The 14,229-nt window shown below is 27.7% G+C and carries 12 protein-coding genes; 5 read left to right on the plus strand and 7 right to left on the minus strand.

Annotated features, from left to right (window positions below):
* Window positions 1-57 precede the first annotated feature (57 nt).
* The gene (locus FDT66_RS00480; protein WP_138534187.1) at window positions 58-366 is read left to right on the plus strand and encodes a DUF6122 family protein; all 309 of its coding nucleotides are present in this window, start codon (window positions 58-60) and stop codon (window positions 364-366) included.
* Here the strand turns inward: FDT66_RS00480 and FDT66_RS00485 are convergent.
* The 7 genes from FDT66_RS00485 to FDT66_RS00515 form a co-directional block, all read right to left on the minus strand.
* Entirely contained in the window at window positions 345-1,844 is a 1,500-nt protein-coding gene (locus tag FDT66_RS00485) for a lipopolysaccharide biosynthesis protein (RefSeq protein ID WP_138534188.1), read from the minus strand. The two genes, FDT66_RS00480 and FDT66_RS00485, sit on opposite strands and share 22 nt — an antisense overlap.
* Complete coding sequence (locus tag FDT66_RS00490) at window positions 1,845-3,110, minus strand: glycosyltransferase family 4 protein (RefSeq protein ID WP_138534189.1); 1,266 nt, start codon at window positions 3,108-3,110, stop codon at window positions 1,845-1,847.
* On the minus strand, window positions 3,107-4,351 hold the full coding sequence (locus FDT66_RS00495) for a glycosyltransferase (RefSeq protein WP_138534190.1): 1,245 nt from the start codon (window positions 4,349-4,351) through the stop codon (window positions 3,107-3,109). Before FDT66_RS00495 ends, FDT66_RS00490 begins: the two co-directional genes overlap by 4 nt.
* Window positions 4,338-4,853 carry a methyltransferase domain-containing protein gene (locus FDT66_RS00500; RefSeq protein ID WP_138534191.1) on the minus strand — a complete coding sequence of 172 codons (516 nt, stop codon included), beginning with the start codon at window positions 4,851-4,853 and terminating at the stop codon, window positions 4,338-4,340. The genes FDT66_RS00495 and FDT66_RS00500 overlap by 14 nt, the downstream gene beginning before the upstream one ends.
* 64 nt (window positions 4,854-4,917) lie before the next feature.
* Window positions 4,918-6,897 (minus strand): T9SS type B sorting domain-containing protein, encoded by a 1,980-nt coding sequence (locus FDT66_RS00505; protein ID WP_138534192.1) that lies wholly within the window; start codon window positions 6,895-6,897, stop codon window positions 4,918-4,920.
* A complete protein-coding gene (locus FDT66_RS00510) occupies window positions 6,894-9,317 on the minus strand; it encodes a YfhO family protein (RefSeq protein ID WP_138534193.1) in 2,424 nt (807 codons plus the stop codon). The genes FDT66_RS00505 and FDT66_RS00510 overlap by 4 nt, the downstream gene beginning before the upstream one ends.
* 2 nt (window positions 9,318-9,319) lie before the next feature.
* The gene (locus FDT66_RS00515) at window positions 9,320-9,580 is read right to left on the minus strand and encodes a DUF4834 family protein (RefSeq protein ID WP_138534194.1); all 261 of its coding nucleotides are present in this window, start codon (window positions 9,578-9,580) and stop codon (window positions 9,320-9,322) included.
* A 177-nt stretch (window positions 9,581-9,757) separates the two neighbouring features.
* Here FDT66_RS00515 and FDT66_RS00520 point away from each other — a divergent pair, with 177 nt between their 5' ends.
* The 4 genes from FDT66_RS00520 (at window position 9,758) to FDT66_RS00535 (ending at window position 14,114) form a co-directional block, all read left to right on the plus strand.
* On the plus strand, window positions 9,758-10,933 hold the full coding sequence (locus FDT66_RS00520; RefSeq protein ID WP_138534195.1) for a transporter: 1,176 nt from the start codon (window positions 9,758-9,760) through the stop codon (window positions 10,931-10,933).
* A gap of 13 nt (window positions 10,934-10,946) precedes the next feature.
* Window positions 10,947-12,065 (plus strand): GTP cyclohydrolase, encoded by a 1,119-nt coding sequence (locus FDT66_RS00525; RefSeq protein WP_138534196.1) that lies wholly within the window; start codon window positions 10,947-10,949, stop codon window positions 12,063-12,065.
* A 178-nt stretch (window positions 12,066-12,243) separates the two neighbouring features.
* The gene (locus tag FDT66_RS00530; RefSeq protein WP_138534197.1) at window positions 12,244-12,951 is read left to right on the plus strand and encodes a 16S rRNA (uracil(1498)-N(3))-methyltransferase; all 708 of its coding nucleotides are present in this window, start codon (window positions 12,244-12,246) and stop codon (window positions 12,949-12,951) included.
* Window positions 12,952-12,977: 26 nt separating this feature from the next.
* Entirely contained in the window at window positions 12,978-14,114 is a 1,137-nt protein-coding gene (locus tag FDT66_RS00535) for a helix-turn-helix domain-containing protein (RefSeq protein WP_138534198.1), read from the plus strand.
* The last annotated feature ends 115 nt before the right edge of the window (window positions 14,115-14,229 follow it).

Here is a 14,229-nt window from a genome sequence, read left to right on the forward strand (position 1 = left end):
CTAAATTAATTAAGAAAAGGCTTATTGTTTATATAATAAGCCTTTTTTAAATATTGCATGACTTTAAAATTTAGCATACATTATAGTTTGCATTTTATTGCGCCTTTTTTTATTGCTTTTTTCTTTTACAAGAAAAATTGGAAAAAGGTTTACCTTATTTTTATTGCAAGTATGCTAATTGATTTAGATCATCTTTTGGCAACTCCTATTTTTGAAGAATTTAGATGTAGTATTAATTTTCATCCACTACATTCTTATGCTGCTATTGCTTTTTACTTTTTAGGTTTATTTTTTAAAAAAACAAGAATTTTAGCTATTGCACTTCTATTGCACATGGCAACTGATTACTTAGATTGTCTCTTATAAAATTTTTGTAGCAATAAATCAAACTCGTTAGAAATATTTAACTTGAAGATTAAATACAAATAAATAGAAGTAATTAAAATACTCTTTAAAATAATATTAATAATTGGGTGTATAGGAAACTTCCATAAATAAATATTAGAAATTGGAAAATCCCAAAAAATAAAACCAAAATACAAACCTGCAATTATAAGTATCATTTTAAAAGTTTTATTGGTAAAAGGTGTGATTGAAAATTTCTTTTTTACAAAATACAACTTAAAAGTATTGGCAAATACTATAACTATTAAAGTTGCTAAAGCCAAACCATTCGTACCCATGTTCCATTCATAATAAAACAATTTGTTTAATAAATATACAGAAATTGCCATTATTAAGCTTGCTGGTAGTGTTATTTTATAAAATTTAGAATTGTTTATAATAGCACCATTATTTCCTAAAAAACCATTGTACATCTTTAAAAAAGAAATCATTAAAACTACCAAAGCTCCACCTGCATATTCTTTTGGCAATAAATTAAATAATTGATTTACATTCGCATTTACCAACACAAAAAACAAGCCACTAATTAATAATAAATTTATAGAGCTTTTTTTGTACAATGAAGCAACCTCTTTATGATTTTCTTCATTTAAAGTTTTAGATGTTAATGGTTGTAAAATATTTAACATGGCTCTACTTGGTGCTTCAATGAATGAACCAATAAAAACTGCTACTGAATAATAAGCAGCCTTTTCTATGGCTTCTTTTCCAGGAATCATAAATTTATCAATATCTAAAATTATAGCTCCAGCACTACCTGCCATAATTATATATAACGAAAAACGTAATACTTCATTAAAATTTTTAGGTTTTGATAAACTGAATTTAGGAAAGTATAATGAAAATGCATAAAACATCATTACAAACATTCTTAAAAAATAGGCACCTGTTAAATAATAAATAAATTCTGGTTTGGTTATCCACTGAAAATAAACAGCAAATAGTAAAATCATAACCACTACTCTATTCCATAATTCTTTTAAAATATTGCCAAAAACCGATTGAAATTGAACTTTTGCCCAAGCATAAAAAACCTCGAAATAAGCACATGTAAAAGCAATCAAATAAATGATATACGTGTAATTTTTAATGATTGGGTTTTCAACAGAAAGGTAATTGCTTATTTGCTCATAAAAATAGTTACCTATAAAACCAATTGGTAAAGCTATTAATAATGGCAAAAATAGTACTGCAGATAAAAACTGATCTTTTTCTAATTTTGTAAAATAACTCGAATAAAACTTTATGATTGTATGGTGTATACCAAAAGCAATAAAGGGCATTAATAAATTAGAAGTTGATAAAAGAAAGGTAACCAACCCATAATATTCATCTTCTAAAAAACGCGTGTATAAAAATAATGTGTTTATACCTCCGAAAGCAAAACCTAGATAAATAAAGAGTGTATTTCTAAAAGATTGTTTTAATACAATACCCATTTATGTAATTATTTTTTTAATGATTTTTGCTAATTTTCTAGTTAACTCTTTACGATGATATTGTTGAATGTTTTCAGGGTTTACCTCCAATTTTCCAGATTTATATTTTTCATACAATCGTAAAATCTCGGTAGTAAGTTTTTTTTCATTTTCGTAATTTACAACAATTCCAGCGTTTGTGTCTTTTAATATTTTTGACAAGTCACTATTTTCATTTCCAATTGCTAAAATAGGACGTTTTGCTGTTAAATACTCAAATAACTTTCCTGTTAAAATACCTTCATTATTAGGTACATTTGGAATTAGCAATAATAATACTTGTGATTTTTTTTGATATAAAATAGCTTCTTGATGAGAAACATATCCTTTAAAATCAGACAAAATTTCTAAATTATACTTTTGAATTTCGTTTTTTACACCTTCAGAAATATCGCCTATAAAATTTAATTGCAAATCATTTTTTAACTCTTCATTTTCTTTCAATAGCTTTTGCAAAACTTTAAATAACACTTTTGGATTACTTTGTTTTGGCAATAAACCAATATAAGAAATTGTAAATTTATTATCTAAAGCAATTGATTTTTCTAATAAAACCTCATCATCAAAACCATTGGTAATTACTTTTACATTTGTGCTATTTTTCTCAAAAGCCTTTTTTAATGAATTACTAACTGTTAAAATACAATCTGCATTATTTAAAACCTCTTTTTCTAGTTTTATATTTTTTTTAAGTGCAAATTTTCCTTGATTAAAATCTTTGGTATAATACAAATCTGTCCATGGATCTCTAAAATCTGCTATCCATTTTATATTGTTTTTAGCACGTAGTTTTTGAGCAATCAAGTGCATGCTGTGTGGTGGTCCAGATGAAATAATTACATCAATATTATTTTCTAAAAGAAAGTGTTGAAGAAACTTTACAGAAGGTTTTACCCAAAATATTTTTGGATCAGGAATAAAAACATTTCCTCTTATAAAAGACAAAATTTTATTATTACTAAGGTTTGAAACTCCCTCTTTTTTTTGATTTTTCTTTTTCCAAAAAAATATATTTTGAGGATTCCAAATAGGTTGTTTTAAAACTGTTATTCCTTTTGGAATTTCATTTATTAAAGAAGCATCTTCTTTCGGGTAATTCTCATTATCTACTGTGTAAACAATAGGTTCAATATCAAAATCTTGTAAATACTTTACAAATTTCAGCCAACGTTGAACACCAGAACCACCTGCAGGAGGCCAATAATATGTAATTATTAAGACTTTCAATTTTCTAAGTTATCGTATAAATCGATTAATTTTTTGGAAGTTTGTTCCCAGTTTAAATCTCCATTAAAAGCAATGTCAAAACCTATTTCTGCTTTTTTGGTTGCGTATTCGTAATCTTTATGAATATTAATTACCTCTTCAGCAAAACTTTCCGCTTTTCCTGCTTTGAAAATCGAACCTATTTCGTGTGTTTTAATAATTCTTTTTAAAGGAGCACAATCTGAAACTAAAATTGGTTTTTTAGATAATAAAATTTGAAATAATTTATGAGGAATTGTACTTTCTGTGTGCAAATTAGATATATGAGGAATAATATTTATTGATGAGCTTTTCATGATCTCAACAACTTTTTCAAAAGGTTGACTTCCATAAATAACAACATTCTCTCGAACATTAAATTTATCAATTAAATTTTCTAAATATTCTTTTACATCTTTATTTGCAGGGCCAATTAAAGCCAATAATACATTAGGAATCTCTTTAGAAACTTTTTGTATACCCTCAATAGCAGTTTGCAACCCTCTATGAGGACCAAAACCACCAACGTAAGAAATTATAAATTGATTTTTAAAATCTTTAAAGAAGTAATTTTCTACAGAAGAGAAAATGGTTGCGAAATCCTTTTTTTCTGAATTGGTAATTACTGTAATTTTTTTAGAACTAATAGAAGTATCTTTAATAATTCGTTCTTTCATTTCCTCTACAACAGCAATAATATGATCGTACTTTGTTATAATATTATTCTCATAATTTTGCCATCGATTATAATTAAAAAACAATTTATTTTTTAATCTAATAATTGGATTTTTTCTCCAAGAAAACCAAGTAAGTAAAGCAGCTGCATAGTTTTCATGCAAATCTAAAACTGATTTTAAATTGTATTTCTGAGCTGCTAACATTCCTGTTTTAGCTAGTGGCAAATCATGCACGTGCAAAACATCAATTGCTTTGTTTTTAATAATCTCTGGTAAAATTTGATGAAATTTTGGATGGATAAAATTAATTGCAATTCTAATATCTATAATTCCTTTTTCGGCAAAACTTTTATAATGTATTTTCCTTAAAACAGAAACTTTATTAATAATTTCTTCTTGTTCATCGTTATTTTTTCTAACACAAAGAATATATACATTATGTTTTTCCGCTAAAGATTCGGCTTCCTTACGAACTCTAATATCAGCTGGATAAAACCCATCTAACAAAATTAAAATAGTATGTTTTTCGTATTTATTTTGTTGCATATACAGCGTAATATCTTGGGATAAACTTTCTTAAAATTGGTCTAAATCCTATTTTATTAATCGGACTTGTCCACTTTTCTTTTTCCTGAATTTTCCAACCCGTTTTTACTAAAAGCCAGTCGAACTGCCAATCTTCGAATTCATGATAATGTCTATCCCAAATATCAGTTTTACTTTTATATGCTTTTGCGAACCACAAATTTAAAGGAATTGTAGTTATTAGTTTTGTCGCTTTAATTTCTTTTAAAACACTAAAAGGCGACAGTAAATGCTCGAAAATTTCGAAAGCTGTAACTGCATCTACATCATATCTATTTACAAGTTCTGGCAATAAATCTAAATCTTCTCCCTCAGTATTAATAACAATATAGCCATTTTGTTCCATAATTTCAGAAAAAGGATTTCTAATACCCAAATCTAAAACTGTAGCTGGACTTGGTAGTGTTTTTTTTAAAAAAGCTAATGTGTGCTCGTATCTTTTATGAGGTATTTTAGTGTACATTTAAAATTTTATAGAAATTAGTTTGATTAATATAGTCTCAAAATATTTGAAGGAATTTATAATATTATTTTCTTAATAAACTAAAATGTCCTCTTATAAATAAAGCTTTGTTACTTAAATCCAAGACTTCCAGAAGATACCAATAATCATCAGAAGGCATTTTTTTATTCATATAAGAACCATCCCAACCTATTAATGGATTAACTTTTATTAAAAATTTCCCATACCTATTAAAAATGGAAATTTTAACATCTTTGTAATTATCTATTCCTTCTATTAACCAAAAATCATTAATATTATCTCCATTTGGTGTAAAAAAAGAAGGTATATCTAAATCAATTCTTTCTATGATTTTTATATTACTAACAAAAATGCTTCCACATGATTGATTAGGAGTAAATATATATTTAGATGTTCCAATCAGATTATTATTAAATTTCGGAAACCAATTCCCTGAAAGCCCGTTATCTGAAACTTTAGGTAAAACATAAACATCACCTTTAAATATCTCTTTTGGTAATGATGCAAAATTTGGTTTTAATTCTTTAACAATCTTAATTGAATGTGTAAAATTATTTCTACATTTTCCTGAATCTGATATAAAAGTGTAAACAGTGGTTCCTATTAAGGAATTATTAAATACTGGAGACCAAGTTCCTGTTATTCCGTTCGTAGAAGTTGTAGGTAAAGAAAAATTAGAGTTTTCACAAAGTTCTTTAGGTAAATCTGAAAAATTTGGAGCTCTGTTAACTGTTACTTCTATAGAATGGTTAAAACTATTTGCGCATTGTCCTGTGTCTGGCTCAAATGTATAATTTTTAGTTCCTAAAGTAGTAGAATCAAACGCTGGAGACCAAGTTCCTGTTATTCCGTTCGTAGAAGTTGTAGGTAAAGAAAAAGTAGAGTTTTCACAAAGTTCTTTAGGTAAATCTGAAAAATTTGGAGCTCTGTTAACTGTTACTTCTATAGAATGGTTAAAACTATTTGCGCATTGTCCTGTGTTTGGCTCAAATGTATAATTTTTAGTTCCTAAAGTAGTAGAATCAAACGCTGGAGACCAAGTTCCCACTATTCCATTCGCAGAAGTTGTTGGTAGAGAAAAAGTGGAGTTTTCACAAAGTTCTTTAGGTAAATTTGAAAAACTTGGGGTTAAATTATTTGTTATTTCAATTGAATGATTAAAACTAGTTGCGCATTGTCCTGTGTTTGGCTTAAATGTATAATTTTTAATTCCTAAAGTAGTAGAATTAAACGCTGGAGACCAAGTTCCCACTATTCCATTCGCAGAAGTTGTTGGTAGAGAAAAAGTGGAGTTTTCACAAAGTTTTGTAGGTAAGTTAATAAAAGTTGTATTCTTAACAGTTGGAATAATTTCTCCTTTATAGTATTTAAAATCATCCAAAACACCTTTAAAATAATAACTTGCTATTCCACTACTATTTTGATCATGCCTTCCTAAAGAGCCAGGGTTAGAGGAATAACTTAGTTTTGATCCAAATCCTGAATATGTTCCACCAGTTTCTACACAATCTAAATATACTTTTATATTATTACTCGATAAGATAACAATATGAATTTGATGCCAAGCATTAGACTTTATAACATTATTACTAAGATAGCCTCTCCTATTAGAACTTGTAAAGCTTGATGACCCATCTCCATAACCAACAGCAAGTTTACCTGTAGAACTTTGCGATGTTAAATAAACTCCTGAATTTACATCTTCCTTAAATGATGTATTAAACACAACTCTATCTTGAACATTATCGCTTTCATATTTTATCCAAAAAGAAAAAGATACTGGTAAGGTTGGTTTTAATTTTAATACATTTGGGAAATCAATAAAGTCATTAATGCCGTCAAAAGAAACTGCGGAATTAGCATTTCCATTTCTATCATTTACATAAGTTACTCCACTTGGATTTCCATTAAAATTATTACCACTTACATCATTTACATTTCCATCAAAAGTATAATGAAGTAGCAATTCTTGACTATAATTCTGAATACTAAAAAATATTATTATTAAAAAAAAATTTTTCATGACTTCTTGTTCTTTTTCTCGTCATAAAAACACCACCCAATTGTGATTAAAAATAATAATCCGTATGAAGAAAGTGAGATAATTTTACCTTGCTGAATAATTTTTGGCTCAAACTTAAATTCAATTTTATGATTTCCAGCAGGGACTTTTAAACCTCTTAAAACATAATTTACGCGATAATGAGGTGTTAATTTTCCGTCAATATAAGCATTCCACCCGTTTTTGTAATAAATCTCAGAAAAAACTGCAAACTGTTCATTATTGGTATTAGCTTGAAACGTTAATTCATTTAAACTATATTTTAAAAGTTTAATGGTTGCTAAACTATCTTTTTGGATAGATGTATCAATTTTAATTTTCTCAAAATCTTCTTGTCTAATAACAACTTCCTTTTTAGTTTGTAAACTATCTAAAGCTTTTATTTCATCATTTGCTGTTGCTACTGGAATGATTTTATTTACAAACCAAGCATTACCATTTGCATCAGGATTTTGTTGTGCTTGTAAACTTCCTTTATCGTCTGCAAAAATAAAATACTTGGTATTTAGCATGTTTAAAACCTGCATATTATTTTTAGCTATTTGATATTCAAAAAGTTCTTGATAACGCATCATTTTTGCTGCATGATAACCTCCAATAGAATTGTGAAAATAAGAAGTACTTCCATCGTTTATAGGATTTACTGCAAAATTTGCCACTCTGTAATGACTCTTGTCTTGGTTTATTAATTTATCTGCCTCAGAAGCAATAAACGGTTTTTCTATTTTTCTTGCAGGTTTAAAATCATCTTCATTTACATACTTTTTATCAACTGAAATTAAATCAAAAATCACAAAACCTAGTAAAGCCAAAATAGCAAAATTTTGTTTTAACTTTCCTTTTAAAAACATCCATAAAATTCCACCAGAAATAATTACAAGTACTAAAGATCGTAGAGTATCCATTAAAAGCAATCCTTTTCTATCAGCAATTACAGCATCTAAAAAACCAGGAATTTCGTTATATTGTTGTGCATCTCTTAAACCTTCAAAAGTTCCAAACAAATGTGCGAATACAAAACCAGTAAGTATCAATCCTCCAAAAGTAATTACTGCTTTTTTAAGTGCTTCTTCTTTTTCTTTTGAAGATATTTTAGTTGAGAAAAAAGCTTTTAAAGCTAAAATACCTAAAATTGGCACACATAATTCTGCAATTACTTGTATAGATGAAACTGCTCTAAATTTATTGTATAATGGTACATAGTCAATAAAAAAATTAGTGACTATTTCAAAATTTCTTCCCCAACTTAAAATTATCGAAAAAACAGTTGCTGCAACCAACCACTGTTTTAATCTTCCTTTTACAATAAAAAAACCTAGGAAAAACAGAAAGAAAATTACAGCTCCAATATAAGCTGGTGCTTCTATTATTGGTTGATCTCCCCAGTAAGTAAATACTTGTTGCGAATAATCATCTGCAACTTTTTTTCCTGCTTTTTCTTCAATAAATTGATGAAAGTTTGAATTTTCACTCAACTTTTCCACAGTTCCTCCACCCATAAAACGTGGAATAAAAAGATTAAATGTTTCTAGTTTTGCATAACTATATTCAGTTATATATGCTTTATCTAACCCTTTTGTTGCTTCTTTTTTAGTTCCATTTGGAGTAATTGTTAATTCAGATTTACCTCTAGTACTGACTTCAGAATATTGCTTCATTGCCATTAAACGTGGTGCGTTGGCTCCAATTCCTAAAACAATGGCTGCTAAAATTACAGCTGCTTTTCTTATAAATGTTGGCAAGCTTTTTTCTTTAAGAGCATTTATAAATTCTACAATTCCTAAAATTAAAATACAAAAACCAAGATAATATGTCATTTGAATATGGTTTGCATAAACTTCTAGCGCCATTGCCAAACCTGTAACAATAAAACCGAGTACATATTTTCTTTTAAAAATCCATATAATACCTGCTAAAACCAAGGGCATGTAAGCAATTGCATGTGCTTTTGCGTTATGACCAGCTCCAAAAATTATAATTAAGTAAGTAGAAAAACCAAAGCCTAAAGCTCCAAAAATGGCCAACCTCCAATTCACTTTTAAAGCCATCATTAAAACAAAAAAGCTTAAAAAGTATAAGAAAGTATAATCTGCTGGTCTTGGTAAAAAACGTAAAAGTTGATCTAAACTTCTTACAAAATCATTTGGGTAGTACGTACTTATTGGATAAGCTGGCATTCCACTAAAGGAAGATCCTGTCCAGTAAGGTTCTGTATTATTTTCTGCTCTAAAATCATTAATATCTTTCACCATTCCTCTAAACTGAGTAATGTCTGATTGATTTAACTTTTCACCTTTTAAAACTGGATGAAAATAAATAATAGAAGCCAATACAAAAACAATAATTGCAATTGCAAATGGTAATATTTTTTTGATGTTCATGGTTAATCTATTTCTTCAAAATCCACATATTCACCAACTGTTTTTTTACTTTCTTGCTGGCTTCCTGGTTTTTTATCTATAATTGTTTCTCCTTCTCTAACAGTAGATGATTGTTGCCTTTGTTGACCTCCAAATTGCTGCTCCGCTTTTTTTTGCATAGTTTCTGCAGCTTTTTTTATTAAAAAAGGCGCAAAAAGTCTTGCTAAAAATTTTAATCCATAATAAACTGCTAGTAAAATAAATAGTGTTCTAAGTAAACCCATTTTAAAATCTTTGTATAAAAATAAATCAAAAATAACAATTTGAGTACAATTGGCACGTTAAGTACTTATAAAACTTTCACAAACCTAAAAAAGCAATGAAAGCTTTTAAAAAATAGCTTTTTTACAGTATGTTTGTGTTATATGCTAAATATAAATTGTAAAAAAACTTCATCTTTTATGAACAACTGGCAAAAAGCACTTTTTTTTATATTTTTTCTAGTTAATTTCACTTCTTTACATGCGCAATATACAGACGTTATAAACTCTAACAAACCTGGTTTTTCTGAGAGTCCATATAGTGTTGGAACTGGTGTTTATCAATTTGAGAGTAATTTATTTTTTAGAAACACTAGTATTGAACCTACTTTTTCTAGACCACAATCTTTTGGAGTAGATTTACTTTTTAGAACTAGTTTTTTTTTAGAAAAATTAGAAATCAACACTCAATTTTCTTACCAAAACGACAAGGTTGCTTTTAAAAATATATATACCTCTCATTTTTATGATGCTGGTTTTAGCAGAATGACAATTGGTGCTAAATACCTAGTATATCAACAAGAATATGAAGATAAATCTAAAGAAGTTAGAAGCTGGAAAAGAAGAAATGCTTTTGATAAAAAAAGATTGATTCCTTCTGTGGCAATTTATGCAGGAATGAATACAGATTTTGTAAATGAATTTTATAAAGTTGGAGGAATAACACCTAAAGTTGGTATTTTATTGCAAAATAATTTAACTAATGATTTTAACGTAATTACAAATGTATTTTATGATAAAATAGGAAGTGATTTTGCGGAATTTTCCTACATAATTACTGCTACTCAAAACTTTAGCAATCAGTGGTCTGCTTTTTTTGAAAATCAAACCATTTATGGTAAAAACCAAACAAACACAAATTTAGGCGCTGGTTTTGCTTATCTTTTTAATAGAGATTTACAAATAAATACTTCTGGTAGGTTTTTAATTGAAGGCGATGCAAAAGGCTTTTATGCAGGTTTAGGAGTTTCTTACAGAATAAACAATCATGAAGATTCTTATATAGAATTAGGTGAAAATGGCGAAAAGTTAAAAGACACACCTATTTCAAGATACAACAAAAAACAAAACAGTTTTTTCAATCGTCTTTTTAGCATTTTTAAGAAAAAAGAAACAAAAAGAACAAGACCTAAAAGAACAAGACAATCAGAAACTAAAAATAAAAAAGGAGGCTTTTTCTCACGTTTATTTGGCAAAAAAGAAGCAAAACAAAAGAAAAAAGAAACCGAAGTTGAAAAACTAGAAAGAGAAATAAAAGAGCTGGAAGAGGAAATGGAAAAGGAAGAAAAGAAAAAGAAGAAAAAAGGGAATAATTAGTAGCAATTTTTAAATGATTACACTAAAAAAAATAACATCAAAAAAGGAAATGAAGCAATTTGTAACATTTCCTTTTTCACTTTATAAAGACAATAAATACTGGGTACCACCAATTATTAAAGACGAAGTTGACAATTTCGATCCAAAGAAAAATCCTGTTTTCGAAAATGCAGACGCTCAATTTTTTGTTGCTTTAAAAAATGGTGAAATTGTAGGTAGAATTGTTGCGATTATCAATTGGTTTGAAGTAGAAAAACAACAAATTAAAAAAATGCGTTTTGGTTGGTTTGATGTGATTAACGATATTGAAGTAACCAAAGTCTTACTTGAAAAAGTAAAAGAAATTGGTTTAGAAAATAATTTAGAATATATAGAAGGCCCAATTGGTTTTAATAATTTAGACAAAACAGGGGTTTTAATTGATGGTTTTGATCATTTAGGAACCATGATAACTTGGTACAATCACCCTTATTACAAAGAGCATTTAGAGCAATTAGGTTTTGTAAAAGAAAAAGAATATTTAGAAAATAAGTTTAAATTCGAAAACGTAGATGCAACGTATTATAACAGAATTGCAAATATTCTAAAAAGACGTTTCAAACTAAAAGCTTTAGATTTTACCAAGACAAAAGATATTTTACCTTATGTAGATGAAATGTTTAAAGTATTTGATAAAGCTTACTCTAAACTTTCTAGTTATGTACCTATTTCTGATGCACAAATTGCTTTTTTCAAGAAGAAATATATTGGTTTTATAAATCCTGAATACATAAAGTTTGTAGTAGACGAACATAACAAATTAATAGCTTTTGCCATTGTAATGCCTTCATTTTCTGAAGCTTTGCAAAAAACGAAAGGAAAATTATTTCCTTTTGGTTTGTTTCATTTATTAAATGCCAGAAAAAATGCAAAAGATGTTACCTTTTATTTGATTGGTGTAGATCCAGAATATCAAAATAAAGGTGTGCATGCAATTATTTTCGACCAATACACAAAAACTTTTGAAGAAAAAGGCATTGTAAATTGCATTAGAACTCCAGAATTAGAAGACAATGAAGCCATTAAGAAAATTTGGGAGAATTTCGATCCTGTAACGCATAAAAGAAGAAGGACTTATAAGAAAAGTATTTAAGTTGGGAGTTGGAAGATGGAAAATGGCAGTAAAGTTTTCAAACAATTGTCATTTCGACTTTTCCCGAAATTTCGGGAGAGAAATCTTAACCTTGAAACCTTGAAACTTTGAAACTTTGAAACTTTGAAACTAATTTCCCTAACTTTGAAATTTAAATAAAGAACTTTGAATAAACAGCATGCAACTATTTTATAATTCAGAAATTTCTACAGAAACAAAACAAATTACTTTCGATAAAATTGAGAGTAAACACATTGTGCGTGTTTTGCGTAAAAAAGAAAATGACGTTTTAAAAATAACCAACGGAAAAGGTTTTTTATTTGATGCTAAAATTATAATTGCAAATGATAAAAAATGTCTTGCCGAAATTATTTCTTTTGAAGAAAAGCCAAAACCTTGGTCTTACTACTTACATATTGCAATTGCACCCACAAAATTAAACGACAGAACAGAATGGTTTTTAGAAAAAGCCACAGAAATTGGTATCGATGAAATTACGCCAATTATTTGTAGCAATTCCGAAAGACGTGTGGTAAAGCAAGAACGTTTCGAGAAAATTATTCAGTCTGCCATGAAACAATCTTTAAAATTCACCTTACCAAAATTGAATCCAGCAGTAAAATTTAAAGATTTTATAAATAACGATTTTGATGGAAAAGTTTGTATTGCACATTGTGAAGATCTCCTAAAAAATCATTTAAAATCTGTTATAAAACCTTCAGAAAAAACTACGATTCTTATTGGTCCTGAAGGTGATTTTTCCATTGAAGAAATTAAAAAAGCGTTGGATAAAAAATGCATTCCTATTTCTTTAGGCGAAAGTAGGTTAAGAACAGAAACTGCTGCATTGGTTGCTGTGAATATTGTTTCGTTTGTAAATCAATAATTCTTATATTGCAAAAAAGCTAAATCTTGAATACAGAAGAAATCTTCAATTTATTCTTACTAATTAGTGCTTTACATGGTTTTTTATTCTGTTTTGTTATTTTATTTTCCAAAAACGGAAGAGAGAAAAGTATGTTATTTATCAATTTATTGGTATTAATTATTTCTTTAAACAACATGCAATCTTGGATTCTCGCCAAAAACTTTTTTATTGAATATTTCTTTTTAGATTACATACACATTCCCTGGCATTTCTTAATTGCTCCTTTCTTTTATATGTTTCTAATCCATTATTTAGAGATAGAAAAGCGGAGTAAAAATCTGCTAAAAATAATTTTACCCGTTTTTGTATTAATTATTACCATAAGAATTGGTTTTGTTTCCTTTTTTAGTGATAAAAACACGACAGACGTTGCTTATCTTTTTGAAAAATATACATCCTTTGAAGAAATTTTCTCTTTAATTGTTTCGTTAATTATTTTTGGATATTCCTTTAAAATACTATCAAAAAAAGAAAAATTATTTATCAAAATACTATCTTACGATAATTTAAAATGGATTTATACTTTCTTTAAATTAGGTTTATTAACCTACATTTTTTGGATTATAGCATTGGCAATAACAGTGGCATTAGATTTTAAAGAATTTATATATTCTTACTATCCATTAAGAGTTTTAACTACAGTTTTAATTTATTGGATTGGTTATCAAGCGTTATTGCAACTTCGTTTATTAAAAGAGCGTAAAGATTTAAGAAAACAATTAAACTTCGCTCCTATTACTGATGCAAATAATATTATCAAAGAAGAAAAAGATGCTGATAAAAAAATAGTTTTCGATAAAATACAATCAACTATACAAGAAAAAAAGCTTTTTATAGAACCAAAGTTAAATGCCGAATTTTTAGCAAATGAAGTAGATATCAGTTCTACCAAATTATCTACCATCATAAAATTATTTACCGATAAAAATTTTAACGACTATATAAATGAATTTCGAATTGATTTAGCCAAAGAACTTTTAGCACACCCAGAATATAAAAATTATACAATTACTTCTATTGGATTAGAATCTGGCTTTAATTCGAAATCCACCTTTTATTCTACGTTTAAAAAACATACTGGTGTAACTCCTGCTCAGTATCAAAAATCGTTAAATAGATAATCTTTAGCTTCTAAAAAGAGGAATCGTAAATTTTAGTCATTCGATTTTTTTTTAAAATAATTTTAGATTTAAGATTTCTCCACAAGATCAAAATGACAGTTTTGTTACTATAAAT

The sequence above is a fragment of the Polaribacter aestuariivivens genome (assembly GCF_005885675.1).
In the GTDB taxonomy this organism is placed as follows: domain Bacteria; phylum Bacteroidota; class Bacteroidia; order Flavobacteriales; family Flavobacteriaceae; genus Polaribacter; species Polaribacter aestuariivivens.

What these genes read in the sequence shown, in the direction of transcription:
- FDT66_RS00480 (WP_138534187.1), top strand. Translation starts at nt 58, where the DNA reads ATGACTTTAAAATTTAGCATACATTATAGTTTGCATTTTATTGCGCCT.
- FDT66_RS00485 (WP_138534188.1), bottom strand. Translation starts at nt 1,844, where the DNA reads ATGGGTATTGTATTAAAACAATCTTTTAGAAATACACTCTTTATTTAT.
- FDT66_RS00495 (WP_138534190.1), bottom strand. Translation starts at nt 4,351, where the DNA reads ATGCAACAAAATAAATACGAAAAACATACTATTTTAATTTTGTTAGAT.
- FDT66_RS00500 (WP_138534191.1), bottom strand. Translation starts at nt 4,853, where the DNA reads ATGTACACTAAAATACCTCATAAAAGATACGAGCACACATTAGCTTTT.
- FDT66_RS00505 (WP_138534192.1), bottom strand. Translation starts at nt 6,897, where the DNA reads ATGAAAAATTTTTTTTTAATAATAATATTTTTTAGTATTCAGAATTAT.
- FDT66_RS00510 (WP_138534193.1), bottom strand. Translation starts at nt 9,317, where the DNA reads ATGAACATCAAAAAAATATTACCATTTGCAATTGCAATTATTGTTTTT.
- FDT66_RS00515 (WP_138534194.1), bottom strand. Translation starts at nt 9,580, where the DNA reads ATGGGTTTACTTAGAACACTATTTATTTTACTAGCAGTTTATTATGGA.
- FDT66_RS00520 (WP_138534195.1), top strand. Translation starts at nt 9,758, where the DNA reads ATGAACAACTGGCAAAAAGCACTTTTTTTTATATTTTTTCTAGTTAAT.
- FDT66_RS00525 (WP_138534196.1), top strand. Translation starts at nt 10,947, where the DNA reads ATGATTACACTAAAAAAAATAACATCAAAAAAGGAAATGAAGCAATTT.
- FDT66_RS00530 (WP_138534197.1), top strand. Translation starts at nt 12,244, where the DNA reads ATGCAACTATTTTATAATTCAGAAATTTCTACAGAAACAAAACAAATT.